The sequence below is a fragment of the Duganella guangzhouensis genome (genome assembly GCF_009674535.1).
Taxonomy (GTDB): Bacteria; Pseudomonadota; Gammaproteobacteria; order Burkholderiales; family Burkholderiaceae_D; genus Rugamonas; species Rugamonas guangzhouensis.
In genome coordinates this window covers 1-26,336 of the sequence record NZ_WKJK01000032.1, presented here as the reverse complement: position 1 = coordinate 26,336, position 26,336 = coordinate 1, and the positions used below count along the sequence as shown (strand labels likewise).

Sequence of the window (26,336 nt, the reverse complement as noted above, 5' to 3'; positions counted from 1 at the left end):
ATGAAAATTTTGGTAGTCGGCTCCGGCGGCCGTGAACATGCGCTGGCCTGGAAACTGGCGCAATCCGAGCGCATTCAGATGGTGTACGTTGCCCCTGGCAATGGCGGCACCGCGCGCGATTCGCGCCTGGTCAACGTCAACATCACCGACCTGCACGAACTGGCCAACTTCGTCGAAAGCGAAGGCATCAGCCTGACCGTGGTCGGTCCCGAGACCCCGCTGGCCGGCGGCATCGTCAACCTGTTCCGCGCCCGTGGCCTGAAAGTATTCGGCCCGACCAAGGAAGCGGCGCAGCTGGAGTCGTCGAAAGACTTCGCCAAGGCGTTCATGCAGCGTCACGGCATTCCGACCGCCAAATACCAGACCTTCTCGGACGTGGCGCAAGCGCACGACTACGTCAACGCCAACGGCGCCCCGATCGTCATCAAGGCCGACGGCCTGGCTGCCGGCAAGGGCGTGGTGGTCGCCATGTCGCTGGACGAAGCACACCAGGCGATTGACGACATGCTGGCCGATAACCGCTTCGGCGACGCCGGTGCCCGCATCGTCATCGAAGAATTCCTGGCCGGCGAAGAAGCCAGCTTCATCGTCATGTGCGACGGCAAAAACATCCTGCCGCTGGCCACCAGCCAGGATCACAAACGCCTGAAGGACAACGACGAAGGCCCGAACACCGGCGGCATGGGCGCTTACTCGCCAGCCCCGATCGTCACCCCGGCGATGCACGCCCGCGTGATGCGCGAGATCATCAACCCGACCATCGCCGGCATGGCGAAGGATGGCATCGTCTTCACCGGCTTCCTGTACGCCGGCCTGATGATCGACGCCGCCGGCAATCCGCGCACGCTGGAATTCAACTGCCGCATGGGCGATCCGGAAACCCAGCCTATCATGTCGCGTCTGAAGACCGACCTGGTGAGCGTGATGGAACACGCCGTCAACGGCACCCTGGACCAGATCGAACTGGAATGGGACCGCCGCACCGCCGTTGGCGTGGTGCTGGCCGCCGCCGGCTATCCGGACGCGCCGCTGAAAGGCGCCGTGATCGAAGGCATCCCGGCCGAAACGCCGGAATCGGTGACCTTCCACGCCGGCACCGTCGAAGTCAACGGCCAGCTGCAAGTCAGCGGCGGCCGCGTGCTGTGCGTGGTCGGCCTGGGCGACAGCATCAAGCTGGCGCAAAAACAAGCTTACGAAGTGGTCGACCAGATCAGCTTTGAAGGCGCGCAGTGCCGCCGCGACATCGGCTGGCGCGGGCTGAAACACTAAGATGTCGGACGCTCCGAATCCCGTCGCAGTCAAAGCCTGGCTGCTGAACCTGCAAAACAACATCGTGCAAGCGTTGGAGGCCGTTGACGGCAAGTCCTTCCTGCGCGACGAGTGGCAGCGCGCCGAAGGTGGCGGCGGGATTTCGCGTCTAGTCGAGGAAGGCAACGTCATCGAACGCGGTGGCGTCAACTTCTCGCATGTGCTGGGCGCCAAGCTGCCGCCATCGGCGGCGGCGCACCGGCCTGACATTGGCGGTAATCCGTGGGAAGCCATGGGCGTGTCGCTGGTGATCCACCCGCGCAACCCGTACGCGCCGACGGTGCACATGAACGTGCGCTTTTTCAGCACCACCAATGCGGCCGGCGAGCCGGTATGGTGGTTCGGCGGCGGCATGGACCTGACGCCGTACTACGGCAACCAGCAGGACGTGCAGCACTTCCACCAGACCTGCCGCGACGCCCTCGCCCCTTTCGGCGACGAGCTGCACGGCAAGTTCAAGCAGTGGTGCGACGAGTATTTTTACCTGAAACACCGGCAGGAAGCGCGCGGCGTCGGTGGCATCTTCTTCGATGACCACAACGCCGACGGTTTCGAGCAAAGCTACGCCATGACGCGAAGCGTCGGCGACGCCTTCCTCCAAGCCTATCTGCCGATCCTGGAAGCGCGCAAGGACACGCCGTACGGCGAGCGCGAACGCGACTTCCAGGCTTACCGGCGCGGCCGCTATGTCGAATTCAATCTGGTATTCGACCGCGGCACGCTGTTTGGCCTGCAATCGGGCGGCCGCACCGAGGCGATCCTGATGTCGATGCCGCCGATTGTGAAGTGGCGCTATCGCTGGGAGCCGGAAGCCGGATCGCCGGAAGCGGCGCTGTACACCGACTTCCTGCCGCACCGCGACTGGCTCGCGTCGTAACGATGGCCTACCGCGTCGCACTGCTGGGAGGCAGCTACGATCCGGTGCATCTAGGTCACGTCGCGTTGGGCGATTACTTCGCCAATCTGCTGCAAGTCGACCAGTTGCGCGTGATCCCAACCGGGCTGCCGTGGCAAAAAGCCACGCTGCAAGCCTCGTCGCAGCAGCGCGCCGACATGCTGGCGCTGGCCTTTGCCGGCCAGTCCTACAGCGTGGCGGTGGATCTGCAGGAAATCGCGCGCGGCGCCCAGGGGCTGCCGACGTACACCATCGACACGCTGCGCAACGTGCGCGCCGAACTGGGGCCGCAAGCGTCGATCGCCTTCGTCATGGGCGCCGACCAGCTGCAGCGGCTCGACACCTGGCACCAATGGCAGGCGCTGTCCGACTATGCACACCTGTGCGTGGCGGCCCGCCCTGGCTATGACATTGCCACCGCCGGCCTGCCGCCGGCCGTGGCCAAGGCGTTTACCAGCCGGCTGGCGACGCCTGAACAAATCCGTAACACGCCGCATGGTCTGACTTATCTGGCACAAGACTTCGCGGTGGATATTTCCGCCACCCAGATACGTGCGGCATTACAACGGGGGGAGAAGGCAGACTCGCTTATCCCGCCGCTAGTGCTAGACTATATTGAACAACACAAACTATACAGAAGCTAATGGACATCAAAAAACTGCAAACCCTGGTCGTTGACGCCCTCGAAGACGTCAAAGCCCAAGATATCGTCCTGTTCGACACGACTCACCTGACCAGCCTGTTCGACCGCATCGCGATCGCGTCCGGTACCTCCAACCGTCAGACCAAGGCGCTGGCCGCCTCGGTGCGCGACAAGATCAAGGAAGCCGGCGGCGAAGTCTACGGCATGGAAGGCGAGGACACCGGTGAATGGGTGCTGGTCGACCTGGGCGACATCATTGTCCACATCATGCAAGCGCCGATCCGCGCCTACTACCGCCTGGAAGAGATCTGGGGCGACAAGCCGGTGAAACTGGGCGCCGCCAAGCGCAAGGGCACCAAGGAAGCGGACGAAGCCGAACCGAAGAAAATCAGCAGCCACCTGGCCGCCGGTAAAAAAGCGGTTGCCGCCGAAGCCGTGGTCGAGAAGAAGACCGCCGCCCGCAAGCCGGCCGCCGCCAAAGCCGCCGCCACCAAGAAAACCACCGCCAAGCCAGCCGCCGTCCCGGCCGGCAAAAAGGTGAAAGTCGGCGCGCCGAAGTCCACCGTGGCCGCCGTCAAGGCACTGAAAGCCGCACCGAAGCCACGCGCCGCCAAGCCGAAAGCTGAAGAAGCGCCGGCCAAGACCGTCATCAAGCGTATCAAAAAAGCGGCCGAGTAATTCGGGATGCAGCTGATTATCGCTGCGGTCGGCCACAAGATGCCGGTCTGGATCGAAGCCGGCTACGCCGAGTATGTGAAGCGCATGCCGCCGGAACTGAAGATCGTGCTGAAAGAAATCAAGCCGGTCGAGCGTTCCGGCAGCAAGACCGCCGCCACCGCGATGGCGCTGGAACGCGAGCGCATCGAGGCGGCGTTGCCGAAATCGGTGCGCATCATCGCGCTGGATGAACGCGGCAAGGATCTGACCTCGGTCGGCCTGTCGCAGCAGTTACAGACATGGCAGCAGGACGGCCGCGACACCGCCTTCCTGATCGGCGGCGCCGACGGTCTCGATCCGGAACTGAAGGCGCGCGCCGAAGGCTTGATACGAATTTCCAGCATGACGCTGCCGCATGGTATGGTGCGGGTGATGCTGGCCGAGCAGCTGTACCGCGCCTGGACCATTACGCAGAACCACCCTTATCACCGCGTCTAACAACAACCATATGAAACCGGTCGACAAGAAGATTTATCTTGCCTCCAAAAGCCCGCGCCGGCGCGAGCTGCTGCGCCAGGTCGGCATCGACTTCGAACTGCTGATGCTGCGCAGCGACGGCCCGCGCGGCGCCGACGTCACCGAGGACGTGCATCCCAACGAAGCGCCGCTCGACTACGTGGCGCGGGTGGCCAGGGAAAAAGCGGCGTTCGCGGCCGACCTGATCATCAAGCGCCGCATGGCGCCGCGCCCGGTGCTGTCGGCCGACACCACCGTCACCATCGATGGCGCCATCCTCGGTAAGCCGGCCAACGCGGCCGAAGCCAGCGCCATGCTGCAGCAACTGTCCGGCCGCACCCACCAGGTGCTGACCGCGATCGCGGTGGAATATGGCGCCTTCTCGGGCCATGTGACCCAGGTCTCCGAGGTGCGCTTCGGCGTGCTGTCGCCGGCCGCGATCGCCGCCTATTGCGCCTCGGCCGAACCGTATGACAAGGCCGGCGGTTACGGCATCCAGGGCCCGGCCGCGCAATTCATCGAACACATCGCCGGCAGCCATTCCGGCATCATGGGCCTGCCGGTCTACGAAACCGTACAACTGCTGCGTCAGGCGGGTTTGCCCCTGCCCTGAGTGGCGTGTATGATCGGGGCATGAACGAAGATATCCTGATCAACATCACCCCGCAGGAGACCCGCGTAGCCCTCATCGTGCAGGGCGCCGTGCAGGAACTCCATATCGAACGCACCCTCACGCGCGGCCTGGCCGGCAACGTCTACTCCGGCAAGGTGGTGCGGGTGCTGCCCGGCATGCAGTCGGCCTTCATCGACATCGGCCTGGAACGCGCGGCGTTCCTGCACGTGGCCGACATCTGGGAAGCGCGGCCGCACGATGGCAGCGCCAACCCGGTGCCAACCCCGATCGAAAAAATCCTGTTCGACGGCCAGGTGCTGACGGTGCAAGTGATCAAGGATCCGATCGGCACCAAGGGCGCGCGGCTATCGACGCAGATTTCGATCGCCGGCCGCATGCTGGTGTATCTGCCGCAGGACGGGCATATCGGCGTGTCGCAAAAAATTGAAAAGGAAGCCGAGCGCGAAGCGCTGCGCGCGCGCCTGCAAAGCCTGCTGCCGGCGGAGGAAAAAGGCGGCTACATTGTGCGCACCCAGGCCGAGGACGCGTCGGACTCCGATATCGCGGCCGACATCGAATACCTGCGCAAGACCTGGGCCGCGATCCAGCACGGCGCCCGCACCCGGCCGGCCACCACGCTGCTGCATCAGGACTTGAGCCTGGCCCAGCGCGTGCTGCGCGACTTCGTGCACGACGAAACCGCCACCATCCAGGTCGACTCGCGCGAGAACTATCTGGGCCTGCAGGAATTCGGCAAGGCCTACACGCCGGGCGTGCTGCCACGGCTGCATCACTACACCGGCGAGCGGCCGCTGTTCGACCTGTACGGCGTGGAGGAAGAAATCCTGCGCGCGCTGGGGCGGCGCGTCGATTTGAAATCGGGCGGCTACCTGATCGTCGATCAGACCGAGGCGATGACCACCATCGACGTCAACACCGGCGGCTTTGTCGGCGGCCGTAATTTTGCCGACACGATTTTTAAAACCAATCTGGAGGCGGCGCACGCGATCGCGCGCCAGCTGCGGCTGCGTAACCTGGGTGGCATCATCATCCTCGACTTCATCGACATGGAGAACACCGAGCACCGCAACGCCGTGCTGAACGAGTTGAAGAAAGCGCTGTCGCGCGACCGCACCAAGGTCTCGGTCAGCAGCTTCTCGGCGCTGGGGCTGGTGGAGATGACGCGCAAGCGCACGCGCGAATCGCTGGCGCACATCCTGTGCGAATCGTGCCCGGCCTGCAACGGCCGTGGCCAGGTCAAGACCTCGCGCACCATCTGCTACGAGATCTTGCGCGAACTGCTGCGCGAAGCCAAGCAGTTCAACCCGCGCGAGTTCCGCATCCTCGCCTCGCAGGAAGTGGTCGATCTGTTCCTGGAAGAGGAATCGCAGCATCTGGCGATGCTGGGCGATTTCATCGGCAAGAAAATCTCGCTGCAGGTGGAAAACACCTACGATCAGGAGCAGTACGACGTCATTCTGATGTAACGCTTCAGGGCTGCATGCGGCGGCAGCTCAACTCCATTTCGCGGCAGTAATAAACCCGGCGGTCGCGCACGTCGACACCGGCGCTGCGGTCGATCGAGTCAACGTTGTTCGTCGCGGCAAAGCCGCAGCCCCAGACCAGGTGCGTGCTGGATGGCAGACGGCGTTGATTCGGGCAGCCGGCATGGCTGCGCACCACCACCTCCTCCGGCGTGCGGTAGCCGGTAATCTCGTTCAAATGGCCACTCGCGGTGGTCACCGGACTGAGGCAGCGGAACCGGCCATTCTCGCCTTCCGGCTTGGTGCACACCATAATCGCTTCCATGGTCTTGATCCGTGATTTGTCCGGCACGCTGGCACTGGCCGGCTTGAGCGCCGTCACGGGCGTCTCCGCGCTGGCGACGGTCGCGGGCCGCACCGGTGCCGGCACAGCGGCGGTGACACCGGCCGGGACGCCGCTGGTGACGCTGGTGACGCTGGTGGTGCCACTCTGGCGGCTGGCCGGCTTGGCTGGCGCCGCGCTACGCGGCTTTTCCGCTGCCTTGGCGATGGCCGGCGCTGGCGCTGGCGTCGGCGCTGGCGGCAACTGCCGTGCCTCGGCCGCCGCCCGGCGCTCATTGGCGATGCGCTCGCGGAATGCCTGCGCCTGCCGGTCCAGCTTCTCCTGCTGACTGCGCCGCACCTGTTCCCTGGCGTTGTCGACATTGGCATTGGCCTGCGTGATCTCGGCATCATAGCGCGACAGTTCGGATGCCAGCGTGCCGACAAACGCCTGGAACAACGCCGCCGTCTGCTCGCTTTCCTCGGCGGCGATGCGGCGCTGCTCGGCCTGGTGTTCGGCCAACTGCACAGAGGCGAATTCCGCATATTCATACGCCTGCTTGCGCACCTCCTCGACCCGCTCCGGACGGTATTTGACGGCGCTGTACGGCGTGATCATATAGTTGACGCCATCGCGCGTTTCGCCATCGCGGACACTGGCCACATATTGCGGCACACCATCCGCCAGCCGGTACTCGCCAAGCTTGATCAGATCCTGCCCGCGGATCGCATAGTGTTCGACCGCCGTCGGCTGTCCATTCTCCGCCAGCACTTGCAGGTACAGGTCTTCGCCGGTATGACGGCCGGTCGCGTTGATGATGACGAAAGCGTCGTTAAAGCTGGCGCAAGTGATGGCTTTATGGACCTTGGCATTCACCTGGTTGTCGGCCAACGGCGTCAATTCCATATTGCGCATCGTGTAGAACACATAGCCGCCGTTACAGTTGTAGGTGCGGCCATCGACCCGGCGTTCCTCGTCAAAGCGGTCATAGGAGCGTGACAGGGCCAGCGCCGGACGCTGGCTGCCGGCTTTTTGCAACATGAAATCGGCGCCCTGCTGCTGGGTAAAGCCGGTGATCCTGGGGCCAACGGGCAGACTATCGCAGGCGCAGAGCAACAACGGTACCAGCAGGCAGAGAATCGAGCGCATAACACTTTCCTTGGCGAAGTGGACGACCGCGCCAGTGTAGCGACACTGCGCGTGCCGCCGCATCATCAATATCGCTGATGTTTTTCCAACAAAAATGCGCTGCCGGTTGACGCCTGAATTGCGGGAAGATATTTTTATGATAATAACCATTCACCGCCCCCTCCCATGGCCGCCGACCTGATCAGCAGCATCTATGCCCATGCCTTAATCCCCAGCGCCATGCCGCTGCTGATGGCGCGCCTGGGCCAGCTATTCGGCGCCCACTCCTCCTTCATGTTCACCTCGCATTCGGCGGTGGAGCCGGAAGCCATACTGCTGGGCCAGAACATGGACCCCGGTCATGTCGACGGCTTCCGTCACTATTGGCATCAGGAAGACGTGTGGGCCCAGGAGGCCGGCCGGCGCGGCATGATGCGGCGGAATGTGGTGGTACGCGGCAGCGAGCTGGTGCCGCTCGGGGACTTGCAGCGCAGCCGCTTCTACAACGAATTCGGCCGCGACTGCGGCATGGGCAGCATGCTGGGCTCGGTGCTGTTCGATGGCCGCGAAAGCGGCGATCTGCCGTTCACCAATCTGTGCTGGTATCGCGCGGCCGGCCATGAGGACTTTGAGGCGGACGCCACACGCCGCTTGCGGCGCCTGCTGCCCCATCTGCAACGCGCGGTGCATACCGCGCGCGAAGTCAACGCGCTGCGCAATGAAGTGGCGGTGGAACGGCTGGCGGCGGGCATGCCGGGCGTGGCCTGGCTGCTGCTCGATGGCGCCGGCCGCATCCTGCGCAGTAATGCGCTGGCGGCCACCGCACTGACACGGGACAACCAGCTGTTCAACACCGTCGGCAATCGCTTGCTGCGGCTGGGCGAACGCTCGGCGCCGCCGCTGGCCGAGGCGTTGTCGTTCTGCTCGTCCAGCGGTGTGGTGCAGCGCATGCTGGTCTGCACCGCCGGCCAGCAACTGATCAAGGGAACGCTGACGCGGCTGCCGGCGGAGGCGCCGACCGCGCTGGGCCAGTTTGCGCAACCGCGCCTGCTGTTGATGCTGCATCTGCCGCGCGACGACAGCAGAGAGATCGTGGCGCTGGCCGCTGAACTGTACGGCTACACCCAGGCCGAACAGGACGTGTTGCAACTACTGCTGGAAGGACTCAGCGTGGAACAGATCGCGCTTCGGCGCAGCAGTTCGGTCAGCACCATCCGCACCCAGGTGCAAGGACTGCTGGCCAAGGGAGGCTGTGCCCGCCAAGTCGACCTGATCAGCAAGCTGAGTCGTTTGGCGGGCTGAGCCGGCGCTTAGTTGGAGGCCACCACGCCGGGATGGCTGACGCTGTTTGTGCCCGGCGGCTTGGTGCCGCCGCCCATCTTCATGCGACTGGCCACAATCAGCGACAGCAGGCAGCCGCCACCCAGATAGGCCGCCACCGCGTGCCAGCCGCCGTCCACGCCCAGCAGCGCGGTGGCGATGAACGGCGTGAAGCCGCCACACACCACGCTGGCGAACTGATAGCCGACGCCAGCGCCGCTGTAGCGGTACTCGGCGCCAAAGAACTCGGTGAACAGCGGCTGCTGCACGGCGACCACCATGTCGTGCGCAATATTTGCCAGCAGCACCGCGAAGATCACGATCCAGAACACCGAGCGCGCTTCCAGCGCCAGGAAGAACGGCACCGCCGCCAGCACGCCGATCAGCGCGCCGCCGACATAGACGCGCTTCTGGCCGATGCGGTCCGCCATCAGCGCGAACAGTGGAATGGTCAGGCAGCTGATCGCGCCCACCAACAGGCCGATGTTGAGGAACAGGTCGCGCGACATGCCGAGGTTCTTGGTCGAGTACGACAGCGCGAAGGTGGTGACAATGTACATGGTGAACATCTCGGCCATGCGCAGCGCGATAATCAGCAGGAAGCTTTTCGGATGCTTGGTCAGCGCGGTCAGCACCGGCAGTTTGACCTTGCGCTCGCCGTGGGCGCCGACCTTGCGCACGAATTCCTGCGACTCTTCCATGGTGGTGCGAATCCACATCGCCACCAGCACCAGCACCACGCTGAACAGGAACGGCACGCGCCAGCCCCAGGACAGGAAGGCTTCATTGTCCAGCGTATGGGTGAGGATGGAGACGAAGCCGGTGGCCATCACCAGGCCGACGCCGTAGCCAACCTGCACGCCGGAGCTGTAGAACGCCTTCTTGCCCTTGGGCGCGCTCTCGACCGCCATCAACGCCGCGCCGCCCCACTCACCGCCGACGGCAAAACCTTGCAGCGCGCGCAGCGTCACCAGCGCGATCGGCGCCAGCCAGCCAATCTGGTTAAAGGTCGGCAGCAGGCCGATCAGCGCGGTGGACAGGCCCATGATCAGCACTGTCAGCACCAGCATGCGCTTGCGGCCGAGACGGTCGCCAAAGTGGCCGAACACGATGCCGCCCAGCGGACGGAACAGGAAGCCGACGCCAAATGTGCCGAACGCAGCCAGCGTGCCGATGGTCGGGCTGACGTTGGGGAAGAACTGGGTGTTGAACACCAGCGCGGCGGTGATGCCGTACAGCAGAAAGTCATACCAGTCGACCACGGCGCCGACAAAACTGCCCAGCGCGGCCTTGCGAGCCTGACGCTCGGATGAGGATAAAGGGGAAGTCATGAGAGAGTCTCCGTTGTATGCGTTGTATTTGTTAACGGATAGATTAGTTAAAGCAGATGCAAATTTCCATTGACCGCTACACCAAAACGCGCGATAAACACACGACAGCGTGCGATTAGTGCACATTTTACGCAATTTCAGCAAAGCCACCAAAAATGAAACAACACGAATGGATCGCCGGCCTGGATCGTGGCCTGGCCATACTGGAAGGATTCGACCATGCCACGCCGCGCATGACCGCCACCCAGGCCGCCGAACGCGCCGGCCTGACCCGTTCGGCGGCGCGGCGCTATCTGCTGACGCTGGAGCATCTGGGCTATCTGTACCGTGACGGCAAGCAGTTCGGGCTGACGCCACGGGTGTTAAAGGTGGGCTGGTCGTATTTCGAATCGGCGCAGTTGCCGCGCTTGCTGCTGCCCTTCCTGCAACGCGTCACCGCGCGGCTGAACGAATCGGTGTACGTCAGCGTGCTGGACGACCATGAGCTGGTGTTCATCGCCCGCAACGGCGCCACCCATGTGATGACCACCGGCTTTGTGCTGGGGGCGCGGCTGCAGCCGCACCTGGCGTCACCGGGCATCGTGCTGCTGGCGCATCAGGAACCTGAACAGGTGCGCGCCTGGCTGGCGCAAGTGCCGCTGACTTCGTTCACGCCCTACACCATCATGGACTGGCAGATGCTGTACGGCGAAATCGAACAGGCCCGCGCGGCGGGTTATGCGGTGCTGGAGCAGCAGTTGCAGATCGGCGTGCGCGGCATCGCGATCCCGCTGAAGAACCGTGCCGGCCAGTTGGTGGGCGCGATGAGCGTCAGCATCCCGATCGGCACCGAATCACGCGAAGCCGCGCTGGCGCGGGTGCTGCCGGTGCTGCAGGAAACCGCCAACGCCTTGCTGAATCATTTGTAGCGGCGGAGCACCGTCATCAGCAGCATCGCCATCAACCCACCGGCGGTGTAGGCCACGAGGTCCGGCCAGTTGAAGGTCGAGCCCAGCACCAGATGTCCAACCGGATGCGCGCGCACTGCGTTAATCCAAGGCGCCTGGTAAAGCTGGCTGAACTCCACCGCGTACGAAATCACCAGCGCACCGATCGTCAAACGCGCGATGCTCAGTGCCGGCATGACCGCTGCGAGACCGAAAAATACCATCATCGTCCACAGCGCATCGCCCGGATACTTCCCCAGAACTGGAAAGCGCCGCGACGCCAGCCCAATCACAACCATCCCTACAGTGATAGCAACGTACAGTACTCGGCTACGCATATGCTTGTTTTTTTCCATTGCCACCATATACCCGATGCTGCGTGAAAACGCAAAAAAGATATTAGCCATCACCGGTAGCTAAAGGCAGATCAGTCCTTTTGGACGGAAAGACTTCAAGAGTAATTTGGTCATCGACGAATCTCATACGCTTGCGTAACTCATCGTCGACCATCAATAGGCACTCACGCTCGATGAAGAAGGAAAAATAGACGGTATGCTGAAAAGCCCTCTGGCGCTTCTGGCGCAAATTTTCAATTTTCATTGGAATAGCAGTCCAATTTCCCGCGCTCTTTACCTCAACGACAAATCGTTCTTCGGTATCTGTATCAGACTTGCGAGCTGCAAAAACGTCAGCGATCAAATCTGCGCCGAGTGGAGTATCCTGATAAGCGAAGTAGCCATTTCTCGCCAAGGCGAGCATGACTGTCGATGTTGCCAGTTGTTTTGCAAGATCCATTAGGTCCTCCTGTGCAAAGTGAGCTGCGACCGAAATGTTTTTACGCCCGACTGGAAATACGCATGTACCTCATCGTATATCTTCAGCCTGATCTCCTCTTGTCGTAACGAGAAAACACTTGGTATCACCGCGATTCCATTTCGAAGTGAAGCATCAATTGCGATAGCATAGACCTCCTCGGAATTCGCCACCGCGCTCCTGACACCAACTAGGTAAGATGGCACTTTACGAGCCTGGATCGCTCTCATTTCTGCGGGCCGCAACCTGACAGGCACACCATTGCCTTTTGCTGCAGTCGCAGCCGTCGACTTAACTTGCACGAAAAAGAATGGACCGTACTCAACACCCTCACCAAGCTGGTTGGTAGCGCTCATTGGCGATCTCCTCGATCACAAAGAAATACGACAGATAGTAAGTCGTCTTTGTGACGGTAATTACCAAGGTTTGCATAGGGTAGATACGTATCAAGATCCCATAAAAAAACCCGCCGAAGCGGGTTGAGTTTGCCCAGACCGTCATTCCAGCCGAAGCGGGAATCCATGCGGATGGTATTGCGCCAACTTGGCATGGGCCGCAGCGGCGGACCGCCCCGCTTGCGCGGGGACCACGGCATTAGTGGAACTGGTTCATGGTGTTGTCTTTGCCGCCGGCTTTCAGCGCGGCTTCGCCGCTGAAGTAGTCCTTGTGGTCGTCGCCGATGTCCGAACCCGACATGTTCTGGTGCTTGACGCAGGCGATGCCCTGACGGATCTCCTTGCGCTGCACGCCGGCCACGTAACCCAGCATGCCCTGGTCGCCGAAGTATTCCTTGGCCAGGTTGTCGGTCGACAGCGCGGCGGTGTGGTAAGTCGGCAGCGTGATCAGGTGATGGAAGATGCCGGCTTCGCGCGCCGCATCTGCCTGGAAGGTGCGGATCTTCTCATCGGCCTGCTTGGCCAGCTCAGTCTCGTCGTACTCCACGCTCATCAACTGGGCGCGTTCGTAGGCCGACACGTCCTTGCCTTCGGCCTTGAAGGCGTCGTACACCTGCTGGCGGAAGTTCAGGGTCCAGTTGAACGATGGGCTGTTGTTGTACACCAGCTTGGCGTTCGGGATCACCTTGCGGATTTCGCTGACCATGCCGCCGATCTGCGCGATATGCGGTTTTTCGGTTTCGATCCACAGCAGGTCGGCGCCGTTTTGCAGCGAGGTGATGCAGTCCAGCACGCAACGCGCTTCGCCGGTGCCCGAACGGAACTGGAACAGATTGCTTGGCAGACGTTTAGGACGCAGCAGCTTGCCGTCGCGCTTGATGATGACATCGCCATTGCCCAGCGCGTCGGCCGACACTTCGTCGCAATCCAGGAAGGCGTTGTACTGGTCGCCCAGGTCGCCCGGCTGGTTGGTGACGGCGATCTGCTTGGTCAGGCCGGCGCCCAGCGAATCGGTGCGGGCCACGATGATGCCGTCGTCCACGCCCAGTTCCAGGAAGGCGTAGCGGATGGCGCGGATCTTGGCCAGGAAATCTTCATGCGGCACGGTGACCTTGCCATCCTGGTGACCGCATTGCTTCTCGTCCGACACCTGGTTCTCGATCTGGATGCAGCAAGCACCGGCTTCGATGAACTGCTTGGCCAGCAGATAGGTCGCTTCGGCGTTGCCGAAACCGGCGTCGATGTCGGCGATGATCGGCACCACGTGGGTGATGTGGTTGTCGATCTTGGACTGGATCGCGGCTTTCTCAGCGGCGGGCGCGTCGTCCAGCTGACGGAACAGGCCGCCCAGTTCACGTGCATCGGCCTGACGCAGGAAGGTGTACAGCTCTTTGATCAGCGCCGAGACGGCGGTTTTTTCGTGCATCGACTGATCCGGCAGCGGGCCGAATTCCGAACGCAGCGCGGCCACCATCCAGCCCGACAGGTACAGATAGCGGCGGTCGGTGCTGTTGAAGTGCTTCTTGATCGAGATCAGCTTTTGCTGACCGATGAAACCGTGCCAGCAGCCCAGCGACTGGGTGTATTTCGACGGATCCTTGTCGTAGGCTTCCATGTCGGCGCGCATGATTTTGGCGGTGTACTTGGCGATATCCAGACCGGTCTTGAACTTGTTCTGGGCGCGCATGCGGGCGGCCGACTCGGGATTGATGGCATCCCATGCGGAGCCTTGTTGTTCCTTCAAAGCTGCAACTGCCTTGATATCGTCTTGGTACTGGGACATGGTGTATCTCCTAAAGAAAAAGCGAATAAGTAAGTCTTCGAGTGCCCAACTGCATGACTAAATAGTAGGACATTCTGATGCGATGCACCAAGTCTTATATAAGACATATAACTTAAATTTATTCCTTATTTTTCAATGAGATAAATCGCATTTTTCGGTATGTAAAATGCCTTTTCAATAAATGGAAAAAAACATGCGGCAGTCCATCATGCCGCATCCCACGATATGAAACCGCTTTTCTTATGCTGAGGTAAATACACTATTTAGCGTCCGCACCGCCTGTTCCGGCAACACCAGCTTGTCAGCTGCAAGGTTCTGGCGCAGGTGAACGCGCGACGAGGTGCCGGGGATCAGCAGTATGTTCGGCGAGCGCTGCAGCAGCCAGGCCAGCGCGGTCTGCATCGGCGTCGCGTCCAGTTCGGCCGCCACTTGCGCCAGCAAATCCGATTGCAGCGGCGAGAAACCGCCCAGTGGGAAGAATGGCACATAGGCGATGCCGGCCTGCGCCAGCTCATCGACCAGCGCATCGTCGTGGCGGTGCACCAGGTTGTACTGATTCTGCACGCAGACGATGGGCGCAATCGCGCGCGCCTGCTGCACCTGTTTGGCGGTCGCGTTGCTGAGGCCGATGTGGCGCACCAGGCCGCGCTGCTGCAATGCCGCCAGCGTGCTGATGTGGGCTTCGATATCGCCTTCGGCCGGCCCCATCACATCAAACATCAGACGCATATTGACCACATCCAGCCGCTCCAGGCCGAGGTTGCGCAAATTGTCGTGCACCGCCGCTTCCAGCTCGGCCGGCGATTGCGCCGGCTGCCACGAAGCATCATCGCCGCGACGGGCGCCGATTTTGGTGACGATTACCAGATCATCCTGATAGGGATGCAGCGCCTCGCGGATCAGCTGGTTGGTGATGTGCGGGCCGTAGAAGTCGCTGGTATCGATATGGTTGACGCCGCTCTCGACCGCCTCTCGCAATACCGCCAACGCTTCCTCGCGGTTCTTCGGCGGACCAAACACATGCGGGCCAGCCAGTTGCATCGCGCCATAGCCCATGCGGTTAACCTTCAGATCGCCAAGTTGGTAGCTAGTCATACTGTTCTCCTGTGAGTTGATGTACACAGTCTAGGAGCCCAAGCGCTGTGCGACAATACGTCACAATTGCACAGCTTGTGCCAAAAACAGGACAATCAACAATGGCGGAGTTACAGGACATCGGCGCCTTCGTCGCGGTGGCGCGGCACGGCGGCTTTCGCGAGGCGGCGCGCCAGACCGACAGCAGCGCGTCGCAATTGAGCGCGGCGGTGCGGCGGCTGGAAGCCCAGCTCGGCGTGCGCCTGCTCAACCGCACCACCCGCAGCGTGGCCGCCACCGACGCCGGCCAGCGCCTGCTGGAGCAATTGTCGCCCGCGCTCGACGCGGTGGAGTCCGCTCTGGACGTGGTCAACGGCTTCCGCGAGCGTCCGGCCGGACGGCTGCGCCTCAACGTACCGCTAAGCGCGGCGCGGCTGGTGCTGCCGCGCGTGCTGCCGCCGTTCATGGCGGCGTATCCCGAAATCGTGCTGGAGATCACAGTGGACGACAGCTTTGTCGACCTGCTGCGCTCCGGCTGCGACGCCGGCATCCGCTACGAGGAACGGATGGAGCAAGACATGGTGGCGATCCCGATCGGCCCGCGCATGCAGCGCTTCGCCCTGGCCGCCTCCCCCGCTTATCTGCAACAACATGGGTGGCCGCACAAACCGCAAGACCTGCTGCAGCACACCTGTTTGCGCGGCCGCTTCGGCAGCGGCGCCATGCCGCCGTGGGAATTCGAACACAAGGGCCGCAAAGTGGTGATCGAACCGCAAGGCCCGTTGATCGTCAGCCTCGGCGCGGGCGCCGACCTGATGGTCGATGCCGCCTTGGCCGGCAGCGGCCTGGTCTATTTATTTGAAGACTGGTTGCGTCCCTATATGGCGCGTGGCGAACTGGAGCCGGTGCTGGAGCGCTGGTGGCCTTCGTTCACCGGCCCCTTCCTGTACTACCCCGGGCGGCGCTATTTGCCGGCACCGTTGCGCGCTTTCGTCGATTTCATCCCGGGCCTGCGCTGGTGAATGAATGCTGGTAATGCGGTATCAACGTTGTGCTATATTTAATTCACAAATCACAACAAAGGAGACAGCATGACCATCAAACGTTCGTTTGCAGTGCTCTGTTTCATCCTGCCGTGCGCACTCGCGCACGCAGGCAACCATGAATCGGTGCCGGCCCCGGCGCCAGCGGTCGGAGATTCGTGGACTTATCAATACACCGATGTATGGAAAGGCGCCAAAGGCAACATCAACCGCATGGAAGTGGCTTCCATCGATGAAGCCGGTGTCCACATCGCCATCAAGCGCGCCGCCAGTGGCGCCCTGATCAATACCCAGTTGTTCAGCACCGACATGAACCCGATCGAGCGTGGCGGCATGCACTTCGCGCCGTCGTTCGCGCGCTACGCCTTCCCGCTGGCGCCGGGCAAGGAATGGAGCAGCGAGGTAGTGGGCGACAACAGCAAAGCCGGCAAGCAATGGCATTACCAGATCAAAGGCAAGGTACTGGAGTGGGAAAAAGTACGGGTACCGGCTGGCGAGTTTGAAGCGTTGAAAGTGGTGATCGACGCCCAATACGCCGACGCCAACGGCAATGCAGGTGGCAAGCTGAGCGAAACCGTCTGGTTCGTCCCCGCGCTCAACAACTACGTCAAGCTGGACTACCAGGACAGCGACGCCCAGGGCCGGCTCTACAGCCGCGACAGCTGGGAGCTGATGTCCTACGGCCACAAAAATCCGCCGCTGGCGTCCCGCTAAAAACCGGGGTCAATCCTCCCAAAGCTACACGGGCTCTACCGTAGCGGAACGCTACGGTAGAGCCCGTGTAGCTTTGGGAGGATTGACCCCGGTTTTATTTGGAAATGCGCAGAATGGCCGACGCTAGTTTGGAGAAGCACGGCGTCAGGTCGTTCTGGGTGGCGGCGTAGCAGTAGACGCCTATCGGTTTGGCGGAGTTGTAGCAGCGCGACGGCGCGTCGATGCTGTTGGCCATGCACTTCAGCACGTCTTCGCCCTTTTCGTTGTCCACCCCGGTGCCTACCTTCAGCGCTGATCCCAGCCCCAGCGTGAAGACATAAATGCCCTCGTCGCGCGACTTCGATGCCATCGCTTCCACCAGGTTGCGCGAGGCGCGGTTGACGTTGGCGTAGGTTAGCGCGCTGGTCACCACCCGCGGCGAGCTGGTGATGACCGGGTATTCGCCCACATCGTTGCGGTTGTCCCACGATGCGTTGTGGGCGTTGTAATAGGCCGGCAAGGCGCTGACCTTGTTCGGCAGGTTGGACGGCGTGCAGGTGCCGCCAATGTCGTCATACTGCTGGTCCAGCTTGTACAGGCCGGCCGGTGTGCCGGAGCCGTCGTCGTCGGTGTAGATCACGCCCGCCGTCTTGCAGTCGCTGGCGGTGTTGAAGGTCAGGTAGGAGCCGAAGGAGTTCGGCGCGCCGTCCGAGAAGAACACGATCACGCGCAGGTTGGAGCGGTTGTTGTTGGCGGTCGGTACGCTGTTGATCTGGGCGCGCGCAGTGTACATGCCTTCCGGCGACGCGGTCGAGCCGCTGAACGAGAAGGCGTTGATGTGGTTGGTCATGCTGGTACGGTCGAAGCCGCGCGCGGTCGGGCGGATGGCGTCGTCAACGATGGAGCCGAACGCGAAGTGCACCAGGCCCACGCGGTCGCGGTCGGAGTTGAATTGCTTGAGGAAGGTGACCGCCGAACTGCGCACATTGACCGCCGAGCCGGACAGCGAGCCGGAGGTGTCCATCACCACGACCATGTCCAGATCCTTGCGCTTGGTTTCGGTCAGCACGCCGGGCGCCAGCGAGCCGCTGCTGAAGCCGCCAAACAGCGCCACCGGCATGGTGGCCGAGGCGCTGACGGTGATGGTCACCTCGCTGGCGCTGAAACTGACGCCGACGTCGTTGAGGGTGGCGGTCGACATCATGTAACCGCTGGGGAAGTTGGCGGCAAAGAAGCGCTGTGCCGCTGCGCGCGCGTTGGCGGCCTGGTCGGTCTGGGTGGTGCCGTTGCTGATGGCGCGCGCGGCCGCGAGGCCGGCGGCGTCGGTGGCGGCGTTCAGCTTGGCCTTGACCATGTAGCTCATGCCGACGCTGAACACCAGGCCAACAATGGCCAGCAAGGTGGTCAGCGAAACGATGACCATCACGGTGATGCCGCCGCGTTGTCTGTGTAGGGTGCGCATGGTCAGAATACCGTCATCGAGTAAAAGTCCGTCGCCAGGCTGGGCGTGGCGAAGGCGCCAAAGCTGAAGGTCTGGAACAGCATATTGAATTTGTAGAACACTTCGACCACATAGATCACTTCGCCATCCAGCAATTGACCGCTCATCATCGACACCGCCGGCGCGTTGGTGCCGCTCGGCACGGTGCAGGTGCCGGCCACGCCGCTACTGGTCCAGTTCGAGCATGACCAGATCTTGCTGGTCGGCGCATAGCCGCTGACGCGGAAGCCGCGGTTGTTGACGCTGTCGTCCCAGCGGTACTGCTCCAGCACGATGCTCTTGGTGACGCTGCCGCTGGTCGACCCCATGATGCGGGTGATGTAGATCATGCCCTTGTTGTTCATGTCCAGCGGCGGCGCCGAGGCTGCCACCTGGCCGATGATGGTCTGGGCGTTTTCCGACAGCTGCAGCTTGCCGCGCGAGGCCAGGTTGGCGGCTTCGCGGCTGAGGTTGACCAGAATCATATTGGCCTGCAGCGCACGCGCCACGTCGACCAGCGCGATCAGCAGCACCAGCAGCACCGGCAGCAGCAGTGCAAACTCCACCGCCGCCAGGCCGGCGTGTCGCGCGCGCAGCGGACGCAGGCGGGCGCGCATCAGAACGCCTCGTTCATCATGGTGGCGGCGACCGTGAACTTGTACTGGCCGTTGGGGAAGAAGGCCGCGATGATGGGCGTGGCCAGTTTCCAGGTGCAGTCCAGCCGTATCACCACGATGTCGCCGGCGCTGCCGAACATGGTGGCCGAGTAGGCGCTGCTGCTGGCATAGGTGGTGCCGTTGACCGAGATCACCGGCGTGACGCTGTCGTACATGCCCATCGAATAGGTCTTGATCTGCTGGATCACCGCCAGGTAGCGCTGCTGGTTGCTGGTGGCCGGGTCCATGTCGGTGCGGCCGGTGATGGCGTAGCGCGCGCCCTCGCGCACCGCGTACTGCATCGCCAGCGTGGTGTAGAAAATCAGGCTGTACTCGATCACGCCGATCAGCAGCAGGAAGGCGATCGGAGCGATGATGGCCATTTCAACGACGGCCGAGCCGCGTTGGCGGCGCAGGAATGCGGGCACGTTCATGGTGTTGCGTCCGTGATACGGTCGGGTTGCGAATTCGGGAAAGACAGGCGGGAGCGCAGACGGCGCGGCACTGTGGTCAACCGGCCCGGCGCAGTCTCGGCCGGCGGCGACGCCACGGGAATGGGGTGACGGTAAGCCATTGTATCGCGATTCATTTTCTTTCGCCTAGTTATTTAATGTTCTTTAAAGGCATCAAAAACGTGGCGCCGCGTGCAGCCGGCAGACAGCATAGCTTGCAGCGTATCATGCTCTGGCTAGACATTGCAGCGTGGTATGCGTAGACTCTCTTGCGTTCGCAACAACTATCGGATCGCTATTCCGTTTAGCTTGCGTGTATGTAGAAACCGCCCCAGGCGGCCAGGAGACGCCGTGGTAACAGGACAAAGCAGCCGCCCCACCGCTGCCCGCATGGGTGGCGACGCCCTCGGCGCATCGATGGTGTTCGTGATGCGCCTGGTGCTGGCGCTGACCGCGATCCTGACGCTGTTCGTCGCCCCGGGCGACCTGGGCAATCAAGACGGCACCCACAGCCCGCTGAGCTGGGTGATCTTCGGCGGTTACCTGCTGCACAGCCTGACCTTGCTGCTGGCGGCGCGCCGTCACCGCACCCCGTTCTGGCACGGCAAGCTGGTGTACTGGATCGACCTCGGCTGGTACGCGCTGATGGTGTACAGCACCGGCGGCAACAACAGCTTCTTCTTCCCGTTCTTCTTTTTCGTCATCCTGACCGCATCTTTCCAGTGGGGCTTTGACGAGGGCGCGCGCATCACGCTGGGCGCCACCGCCGCGCTGACCGCAGCCACCTGGCTGGCGGGCACCCACATCAACCACGGCCACTTGTTGCTGCGCACCGCCTTCGTGCTGGCGCTCGGTTATATGATCGCCTATTGGGGCGGCATGGGCGTGGCACAGCGGCGCCGGCTGCAGTTGTTGCGCGACGCCAGCCAGCTGTCCAATCCGCGCTTCGGGGTCGACCAGACCATCTCCACCATGTTGCAGCAGACGCGCGACTTCTACCATGCCAGCAACTGCGTGCTGCTGATGCGCGACAACCCGGACGAGCTGTGGCAGTTGCATTCGTCGGGTGCGAGCGGCGGCCGCAGTTCGCTGTCGCGGCTTCCCGAAGGCGCGGCCGCGCCGCTGCTGGTGTTCGAGCCGCAGGCGCTGGTGCAGTACGCGACGGCGCTGCACCCACGCCTGCCGCACTCGCTGGAATCGCGCACCAAGGCGCCGGGCGAGGCGCGCTGGCAGGCCATGCCGCCGCAACAGGTCGAACAGCTGATCGACTTGCTGGACGCCAGTTCCTTCGTCAGCGCGCCGCTGCCGCTGCGTAAGGGCGAGGGCCGCATCTATGTGGTGTCGGACCATTTGCGCTTCAGCCGTGGCGACGCGGTGTTCCTGCAACAGCTGGCGGCGCAAGTGTTTCCAGTGATTGAAAACATCCTGCTGCTGGACCGGCTGGCCTCGGACGCGGCGTTCCGCGAACGACAGAAAATCGCCCGCGACTTGCACGATACGACGATCCAGCCCTATATCGGTCTGCGCCACGGCATCGCGGCGGTGCGGCAAAGTTTGCAATCGGATCACCAAGTTGCCGCCGAACTTGATAAACTACTGGACATGACAACGCAGGTGATCGGCGATATGCGCCAGTTTGCCCGCAGCGTCCGGCAGGGCGCGTCGCAAACCGACGCCGAACTGCTGATAGCGTTACGCCGTCAGGCACAGCAAGTGCGAGAGTTCTACGATATCCAGATTACGATACAGGCCGAAGCCGGCCTGTCCATCAGCGACCGGCTCGCTGCTGAGGTGTTCCAGATCGTGAATGAAGGCATGCACAATATACGCAAACACACTCGCGCCCGTACCGGGCTGATCAGCCTAAGCAACGCTGACGGTCAACTACGGATACGCATCGAAAATGAATCTCCGGAAGGTCCATCGGCCCCATTCCTGCCTGGATCGTTAGCCGAGCGCAGCACCGCGCTCGGTGGCACGATAGCTATCGACTGTGATACCCCAGGCATCACCGCAGTGAGCATCGCCATCCCGGTATAAACTGACCGAGGCAAGACCATGAGCATACGCATCATGCTGGTAGACGACCACAAGACCATGTTGTGGGGGCTGGAAAAACTGATCGAGGGCGGCGGCGACGACCTGCAACTGGTCGGCACCGCGCACAACAACGACAGCGCGCTGCTACAAGGCGTCGCGCTCAAGCCCGACGTGATCGTGCTGGACCTCGATCTCGAAGGCCGCAGCTCGATCGAGATCCTGCCGCAGCTGCTGACCGACAGCGGCGCCAAGGTGATGATCTTGAGCGGCAACCGCGACCAGGGCTTGCTGACCCAGGCCGTCAAGCTGGGCGCGCGCGGCGTGGTCAGCAAGGAGGCGCCGGCCGAAGTGGTGCTGAACGGCATCCGCGCCGTGCACCGCGGCGAGACGGTGCTGGACCCGACCTTGATGAACGCGCTGCTGGGCCAGTTGTCGGCGCCGCCCAAGGTCGATCCCGAGGCGGCCCGCATCGCCTCGCTGACGCCCAAGGAACGCAAGATCGTGGCGGTGGTGGTGGAAGGCAACGGCGCGCCCAACAAGGAGCTGGCGTCCAAGCTGTTCATCGCCGAGCCGACGCTGCGCAACAATCTCACCACCATCTATCAGAAGCTGGGCGTGGCCAACCGGCTGGAGCTGTATGTGTATGCGACCAAGCACGGCATGACCAATGCGGCGGCATAAACAGGGGGTGTGAGAATTGGTGACAAATGTCACCGCACATCATGACGTTTGTCCGCTGTGCAATCAGATGGCGCTCCGTAAAATGTCTTTCATCGACAGCCCAAACACAGAAACGGAGCCCATCATGAACGCCATCAAAAACTTTATCCGCGAAGAAGACGGTATCACCGCGATCGAATACGCCCTGATGGCCGCTGCCATCGCCGCCGCCATCACCGCCGGCCTGACCGTGCTGGGTCCGAAGCTGACCGCGTCGCTGACCTATATCTCCGGCCTGATCAAATCGTCGTAATCAAGCATGGCGGCACAAGAAAATCCGGACTGGTTCCGGATTTTTTTTTGCATGACAAATGTCACTTTATTCCATGACGTTTGTCCGATGTGAAAACGCTGCCAGGCTGACAAAATGACAGCTATATCCATTCAGTTTCCACAGGAGCAGCAATGCGCAACTTCAACCTCAAACGCAGCCTCGCCCGCTTCGTCCAACGCGACGATGGCGCCACGCTGCTGGAGTACGCGCTGATTGCCGCCCTGGCGTCGGTGATCGTCATCATTGCCGTGCTGGCCCTGGTCGGCAATCGCACTTAAACAACAGTGACAAATGTCACGGTGAGAAAAGGATGTTTATCACGCATCCATTGGGCAACAATTGTGTAGAATGTATCTACCTGCTCAGAAAGTCAACGCAGGTTCAACCCTAAAACCCCATCCCCGTTTTAGTTGCGCAGCACCGAACAACTAATCAACTTAAACGAGGACAGCATGAACGCAATCAAACACTTCATCCGCGACGAAGACGGTATCACCGCGATCGAATACGCCCTGATGGCCGCCGCCATCGCCGCCGCCATCACCGCCGGCCTGACCGTGCTGGGTCCGAAGCTGACCGCTTCGCTGACCTATATCTCCGGCCTGATCAAATCGTCGTAAGCCAGTACATGAAAAACCACGGCGCCAGCGGTGCCGTGGTTTTTTTTGACCCGCAGCCTGAACCCTATCCCGTTTTGGCTGTCCTGTACCACCAACTCTTACGAGGCTCCCAATGAACGCCCTCCGCAACTTTGTACGCAACGAAGATGGCATTACCGCCATCGAATACGCCCTGATGGCCGCAGCGATTGCCGCCGCCATCGCCGCCGGCGTGGTGGTGCTCGGTGACAAACTCACCGCGTCGCTGACTTATATTTCTGGCCTGGTTAAATCCTCCTGAAATGCAAGCCACAAAAAATTTCCGGAACGGTATGCTCCGTTTCGGAAATTTTCTATACACTGAATTGTCTGCTCCCTTTACATAAGGCGAACTCATGACCCTGTTGCCGCTGATCCTGGTGTGCCTGCTGTTGGCACTCGCCGTGTGGAACGACTTGCGTACCCGCCGCATTCCAAATGCGCTGGTGTTTGGCGGAGCCGTGCTGGGTCTGTTATTGAATACGGCCTTGCCAGCTGGCGACGGTCTGTTCATCCAACCATTTGGCGGCATCGGTTTGGTGTCGGCGCTGGCCGGCCTGGCGCTTGGCCTGTGCCTGCTGCTACCGATGTACGCGATGCGCGCGCTCGGCGCCGGCGACGTCAAGCTGATGGCCATGCTGGGTGCGTTTGTCGGCGCCGGCGCGGTGGCCGGCATCACCCTGCTGACCTTGCTGGCGGGCGGCGTGCTGGCGCTGGTCGTGGCCGGCTTTAACGGCCGCCTCAAGCCAATGCTCTACAACACCTGGCACCTGGTCAAATACAGCATGCTGCGCTCGCTCGCGGGCGAAGTGCCGAAGATGGAGGCGCCGGCCACGCCCAGCGGCCGGCTGCCGTACGCGGTGGCGATCGCCGCCGGCGCCGCGCCCTACCTGATCGTCGGCGCCGTCAGCGGCCGCAGTCTGTTCTTTTAAAGGACGCCATGACCTTTCAGCAGACTAGCGACTCCACCCTGCCAGCGCCGCCCGCCGAGGCGCGCGCGCCGCGCACCACGGACGAAACCGGCTTGCCGTTTCTGTTCCTGGTCGAGCTGTTGTCCAAGGTCTTGTTCCAGCGCGGACAAGTCCGTCTGCCTGAATTGGCTAGCCATCTGAAACTCAGCATCAGCGTCATCACACCGCTGGTTACCCATCTGCGCAGCGAGAAGCTGTGCGAAGTCACGCGCAGCGGCGGCAGCGGCACCGACGCCGACCTGACCTATCACCTGACCGAGGCCGGCATGCAGCGCGCCGTCGCCTGCCTCAACCGCAATTCCTACGCCGGCCCGGCGCCGGTCACGCTGGCCAACTACGTGGCGCAGGTGGAGGCGCAAAGCGTGCGCCATCTGCACGTCACGCGCGAAGACGTGCAAGCCAGCTTCCACGACGTGGTGGCCAGCCCGCAGGTGCTGGATCAAATGGGCGCGGCGATGAATTCCGGCCGCGCGATTTTCATTTACGGCCTGGCCGGCAGCGGCAAGACCTATCTGGCCGAGCGCCTGTGCGGCCTGCTGCACGGCGCCGTCGCCGTGCCCTACGCCATCATGATCGATGGCGAGGTGGTGCCGTTCTATGATCCGGTGCAGCACCGCCCGCTGGCCGGCGCGGCGGCGCCGGCCGACGAAGGCGGCGATCTGCTGCGCACGCTGGACGCGCGCTGGGTGCGCGGCCTGCAGCGCCCGACCGCGCTGACCGGCGGCGAACTGACGCTGGAAATGCTGGACCTGCGCTTCGACCCCAACACCCGCCTGTATCAAGCGCCTCCCCATTTGAAAGCCAACAACGGCATCTTCATCATCGACGACCTCGGCCGCCAGCGCTGCTCGCCGCTGGAATTGATGAACCGCTGGATCGTGCCGATGGACCGTGGCGTCGATTATCTTTCCTTGCACACCGGGCTGGTTTTTCAGGTGCCTTTTGATGTGGTCGTGGTATTCTCGTCTAACTTCCTGCCGGAACGCTTATCGGATGGCGCCTTCCTGCGCCGGCTGGGATACAAGATAGAAGTACCGCCGCACCCCCCCGCGGAGTATGAGCTTCTGTTCCGCCAAGCCTGCGCGCAGTACGGCATTGCATTCGACGCCGCGGCCTTCCACTACCTGCTGACCGGATTGCATGCCAAGGACGAGACACCGTTGCTGGCCTGCTATCCGCGCGACCTGATCCGCCAGGTGCGCGACCTGGCCCGCTACGAAAGCACGCCGCCCACCTTGAACCAGCGCGCGCTGGACTGGGCCTGGCACAACTACTTTGCCGGCGCCGGCGCCCGTCGCGTCGCCGCCGAACAGCAGAAAAAGGAACGCGAACGTCGCGAACAACAATCGTATCCGCTTAACCAGGGAAGGTCGGGATGAGAAACACGCGTGCTCTGACAATGATAGGGGTGGCACTGGTGCTGGCGCTGGCTGCGGTGGTGGTGGCCGCGCAATGGATCGCCGGCCAGTCGGCCAGCAACAGCAACAAGGTGGCGGTGGCGATGCTCGACATCAGCATGGGCGCGCGCATCACGCCGGAACTGGTGCACATGGTGGACTGGCCGGCCAGCTCGGTGCCGCCGGGCGCGTTGACCGACGCCAAGACGCTGGAAGGCCGCATCACGCGCGCCAACCTGCAACGCGGCGAGCCGATCACCGAAGGCAAGCTGGCACCGGCCGGCACCCAGGGCGGGCTGTCGTCGGTGGTGGCCGAGGGCAAGCGGGCGATGACGGTGCGCGTCAACGACGTGGTCGGCGTGGCCGGCTTCGCGCTGCCGGGCAATTACGTCGACATCCTGGTCAACACCCAGAGCGACAGCAATGGCGACCACCTGGTGCGCGAACAGGCGATCTCCAAGATCGTGCTGGAACGGATACTGGTGCTGGCGATCGCCCAGGAATCCAGCCGCGACGATACCAAACCGAAAGTGGTCAACGCGGTGACGCTGGAGCTGACGCCGGAACAGGTCGAGAAGCTGGACCTGGCGCGCAGCGTCGGCACGCTGTCGCTGGTGCTGCGCAACCAGATCGATCCGAACGCCGCCAACACCGAGGGCGCCACCAAGAGCAGCCTGCTGGGCGAGACGGCGGCCGCGCCAGTGCGGCGTGAAGTCGCGCCGCCGCCGGCACCGATGGCCGCCGCGCCCGCGCCACGGCCGGCC

30 protein-coding genes are annotated in these 26,336 nt (G+C 62.5%); 20 read left to right on the top strand and 10 right to left on the bottom strand.

Translation table 11 applies throughout. The features are described 5' to 3' along the window. Genes purD through rng form a run of 7 tightly spaced genes read left to right on the top strand, consistent with a single transcriptional unit; the run spans position 1 to position 6,119 of the window. Entirely contained in the window at positions 1-1,269 is a 1,269-nt protein-coding gene (purD, locus tag GJ699_RS32180; RefSeq protein ID WP_154383512.1) for a phosphoribosylamine--glycine ligase, read from the top strand. 1 nt (position 1,270) lies between these two features. Further along, entirely contained in the window at positions 1,271-2,185 is a 915-nt protein-coding gene (hemF, locus tag GJ699_RS32175) for an oxygen-dependent coproporphyrinogen oxidase (protein ID WP_154383511.1), read from the top strand. Between the two features lie 2 nt (positions 2,186-2,187). Next, positions 2,188-2,847 (top strand): nicotinate-nucleotide adenylyltransferase, encoded by a 660-nt coding sequence (locus GJ699_RS32170; RefSeq protein ID WP_154383510.1) that lies wholly within the window; start codon positions 2,188-2,190, stop codon positions 2,845-2,847. Further along, positions 2,847-3,524: a ribosome silencing factor gene (gene rsfS / locus GJ699_RS32165; protein WP_154383509.1), complete on the top strand. Its 678-nt coding sequence runs from the start codon at positions 2,847-2,849 to the stop codon at positions 3,522-3,524. The genes GJ699_RS32170 and rsfS overlap by 1 nt, the downstream gene beginning before the upstream one ends. Before the next feature lie 6 nt (positions 3,525-3,530). Then, entirely contained in the window at positions 3,531-4,001 is a 471-nt protein-coding gene (rlmH, locus tag GJ699_RS32160; protein ID WP_154383508.1) for a 23S rRNA (pseudouridine(1915)-N(3))-methyltransferase RlmH, read from the top strand. Positions 4,002-4,011: 10 nt separating this feature from the next. After that, a complete protein-coding gene (locus GJ699_RS32155; protein WP_154383507.1) occupies positions 4,012-4,632 on the top strand; it encodes a Maf family protein in 621 nt (206 codons plus the stop codon). Between the two features lie 20 nt (positions 4,633-4,652). Then, positions 4,653-6,119: a ribonuclease G gene (gene rng, locus GJ699_RS32150; RefSeq protein WP_154383506.1), complete on the top strand. Its 1,467-nt coding sequence runs from the start codon at positions 4,653-4,655 to the stop codon at positions 6,117-6,119. Positions 6,120-6,123: 4 nt separating this feature from the next. Here the strand turns inward: rng and GJ699_RS32145 are convergent, their stop codons facing one another. Beyond that, a complete protein-coding gene (locus GJ699_RS32145) occupies positions 6,124-7,587 on the bottom strand; it encodes a flagellar export protein FliJ (protein WP_154383505.1) in 1,464 nt (487 codons plus the stop codon). Between the two features lie 165 nt (positions 7,588-7,752). On the opposite strand from GJ699_RS32145, the gene GJ699_RS32140 reads away from it, so the two are divergent. Beyond that, positions 7,753-8,868 carry a helix-turn-helix transcriptional regulator gene (locus GJ699_RS32140; RefSeq protein WP_154383504.1) on the top strand — a complete coding sequence of 372 codons (1,116 nt, stop codon included), beginning with the start codon at positions 7,753-7,755 and terminating at the stop codon, positions 8,866-8,868. Between the two features lie 8 nt (positions 8,869-8,876). On the opposite strand, the gene shiA is transcribed toward GJ699_RS32140, so the two are convergent. Next, entirely contained in the window at positions 8,877-10,217 is a 1,341-nt protein-coding gene (gene shiA, locus GJ699_RS32135) for a shikimate transporter (RefSeq protein ID WP_154383503.1), read from the bottom strand. Positions 10,218-10,372: 155 nt separating this feature from the next. On the opposite strand from shiA, the gene GJ699_RS32130 reads away from it, so the two are divergent. Beyond that, the gene (locus GJ699_RS32130; RefSeq protein WP_154383502.1) at positions 10,373-11,125 is read left to right on the top strand and encodes an IclR family transcriptional regulator domain-containing protein; all 753 of its coding nucleotides are present in this window, start codon (positions 10,373-10,375) and stop codon (positions 11,123-11,125) included. Here the strand turns inward: GJ699_RS32130 and GJ699_RS32125 are convergent. The 5 genes from GJ699_RS32125 to GJ699_RS32105 all read right to left on the bottom strand — a co-directional run bounded on the left by GJ699_RS32125 (position 11,116) and on the right by GJ699_RS32105 (position 15,229). Then, positions 11,116-11,550, bottom strand: coding sequence for a ribosomal maturation YjgA family protein (locus GJ699_RS32125; protein WP_229262401.1), 435 nt, complete (start codon positions 11,548-11,550; stop codon positions 11,116-11,118). The two genes, GJ699_RS32130 and GJ699_RS32125, sit on opposite strands and share 10 nt — an antisense overlap. Then, positions 11,543-11,938 carry a hypothetical protein gene (locus GJ699_RS32120; protein WP_154383501.1) on the bottom strand — a complete coding sequence of 132 codons (396 nt, stop codon included), beginning with the start codon at positions 11,936-11,938 and terminating at the stop codon, positions 11,543-11,545. Before GJ699_RS32120 ends, GJ699_RS32125 begins: the two co-directional genes overlap by 8 nt. Then, positions 11,938-12,312, bottom strand: coding sequence for a hypothetical protein (locus GJ699_RS32115; protein ID WP_154383500.1), 375 nt, complete (start codon positions 12,310-12,312; stop codon positions 11,938-11,940). Before GJ699_RS32115 ends, GJ699_RS32120 begins: the two co-directional genes overlap by 1 nt. Before the next feature lie 238 nt (positions 12,313-12,550). Next, positions 12,551-14,134 (bottom strand): isocitrate lyase, encoded by a 1,584-nt coding sequence (locus GJ699_RS32110; protein WP_154383499.1) that lies wholly within the window; start codon positions 14,132-14,134, stop codon positions 12,551-12,553. 240 nt (positions 14,135-14,374) lie between these two features. Beyond that, positions 14,375-15,229: an aldo/keto reductase family oxidoreductase gene (locus tag GJ699_RS32105; protein WP_154383498.1), complete on the bottom strand. Its 855-nt coding sequence runs from the start codon at positions 15,227-15,229 to the stop codon at positions 14,375-14,377. A gap of 101 nt (positions 15,230-15,330) precedes the next feature. Here GJ699_RS32105 and GJ699_RS32100 point away from each other — a divergent pair, with 101 nt between their 5' ends. After that, complete coding sequence (locus tag GJ699_RS32100) at positions 15,331-16,230, top strand: LysR family transcriptional regulator (RefSeq protein WP_154383497.1); 900 nt, start codon at positions 15,331-15,333, stop codon at positions 16,228-16,230. A gap of 69 nt (positions 16,231-16,299) precedes the next feature. Continuing rightward, positions 16,300-16,965, top strand: coding sequence for a DUF3108 domain-containing protein (locus GJ699_RS32095; RefSeq protein WP_154383496.1), 666 nt, complete (start codon positions 16,300-16,302; stop codon positions 16,963-16,965). Positions 16,966-17,059: 94 nt separating this feature from the next. Here the strand turns inward: GJ699_RS32095 and GJ699_RS32090 are convergent, their stop codons facing one another. Genes GJ699_RS32090 through GJ699_RS32080 form a run of 3 tightly spaced genes read right to left on the bottom strand, consistent with a single transcriptional unit; the run spans position 17,060 to position 19,514 of the window. After that, on the bottom strand, positions 17,060-18,406 hold the full coding sequence (locus GJ699_RS32090; protein ID WP_154383495.1) for a vWA domain-containing protein: 1,347 nt from the start codon (positions 18,404-18,406) through the stop codon (positions 17,060-17,062). 2 nt (positions 18,407-18,408) lie between these two features. Further along, positions 18,409-19,041 carry a TadE/TadG family type IV pilus assembly protein gene (locus tag GJ699_RS32085; protein ID WP_154383494.1) on the bottom strand — a complete coding sequence of 211 codons (633 nt, stop codon included), beginning with the start codon at positions 19,039-19,041 and terminating at the stop codon, positions 18,409-18,411. After that, complete coding sequence (locus tag GJ699_RS32080; protein WP_154383493.1) at positions 19,041-19,514, bottom strand: TadE/TadG family type IV pilus assembly protein; 474 nt, start codon at positions 19,512-19,514, stop codon at positions 19,041-19,043. Before GJ699_RS32080 ends, GJ699_RS32085 begins: the two co-directional genes overlap by 1 nt. A gap of 369 nt (positions 19,515-19,883) precedes the next feature. Here GJ699_RS32080 and GJ699_RS35190 point away from each other — a divergent pair, with 369 nt between their 5' ends. From GJ699_RS35190 to cpaB, 9 genes are all read left to right on the top strand, one after another. Next, positions 19,884-21,572, top strand: coding sequence for a sensor histidine kinase (locus GJ699_RS35190; protein WP_195763701.1), 1,689 nt, complete (start codon positions 19,884-19,886; stop codon positions 21,570-21,572). An 18-nt stretch (positions 21,573-21,590) separates the two neighbouring features. Then, positions 21,591-22,253, top strand: a complete 663-nt coding sequence (locus GJ699_RS32070; RefSeq protein WP_154383491.1) for a response regulator — start codon at positions 21,591-21,593, stop codon at positions 22,251-22,253. 124 nt (positions 22,254-22,377) lie between these two features. Next, a complete protein-coding gene (locus tag GJ699_RS32065; RefSeq protein ID WP_154383490.1) occupies positions 22,378-22,545 on the top strand; it encodes a Flp family type IVb pilin in 168 nt (55 codons plus the stop codon). A 152-nt stretch (positions 22,546-22,697) separates the two neighbouring features. Next, the gene (locus tag GJ699_RS32060) at positions 22,698-22,844 is read left to right on the top strand and encodes a Flp family type IVb pilin (RefSeq protein WP_154383489.1); all 147 of its coding nucleotides are present in this window, start codon (positions 22,698-22,700) and stop codon (positions 22,842-22,844) included. A 174-nt stretch (positions 22,845-23,018) separates the two neighbouring features. Continuing rightward, a complete protein-coding gene (locus GJ699_RS32055; RefSeq protein ID WP_154383488.1) occupies positions 23,019-23,186 on the top strand; it encodes a Flp family type IVb pilin in 168 nt (55 codons plus the stop codon). 112 nt (positions 23,187-23,298) lie between these two features. Next, positions 23,299-23,466 (top strand): Flp family type IVb pilin, encoded by a 168-nt coding sequence (locus tag GJ699_RS32050; RefSeq protein ID WP_154383487.1) that lies wholly within the window; start codon positions 23,299-23,301, stop codon positions 23,464-23,466. 94 nt (positions 23,467-23,560) lie between these two features. Continuing rightward, a complete protein-coding gene (locus tag GJ699_RS32045) occupies positions 23,561-24,136 on the top strand; it encodes an A24 family peptidase (protein WP_154383486.1) in 576 nt (191 codons plus the stop codon). A gap of 8 nt (positions 24,137-24,144) precedes the next feature. After that, entirely contained in the window at positions 24,145-25,554 is a 1,410-nt protein-coding gene (locus tag GJ699_RS32040) for an ATP-binding protein (RefSeq protein ID WP_229262400.1), read from the top strand. Next, a partial coding sequence (gene cpaB / locus GJ699_RS32035; RefSeq protein ID WP_154383485.1) for a Flp pilus assembly protein CpaB occupies positions 25,551-26,336 on the top strand: 786 nt, incomplete at its 3' end. The genes GJ699_RS32040 and cpaB, both read left to right, overlap by 4 nt.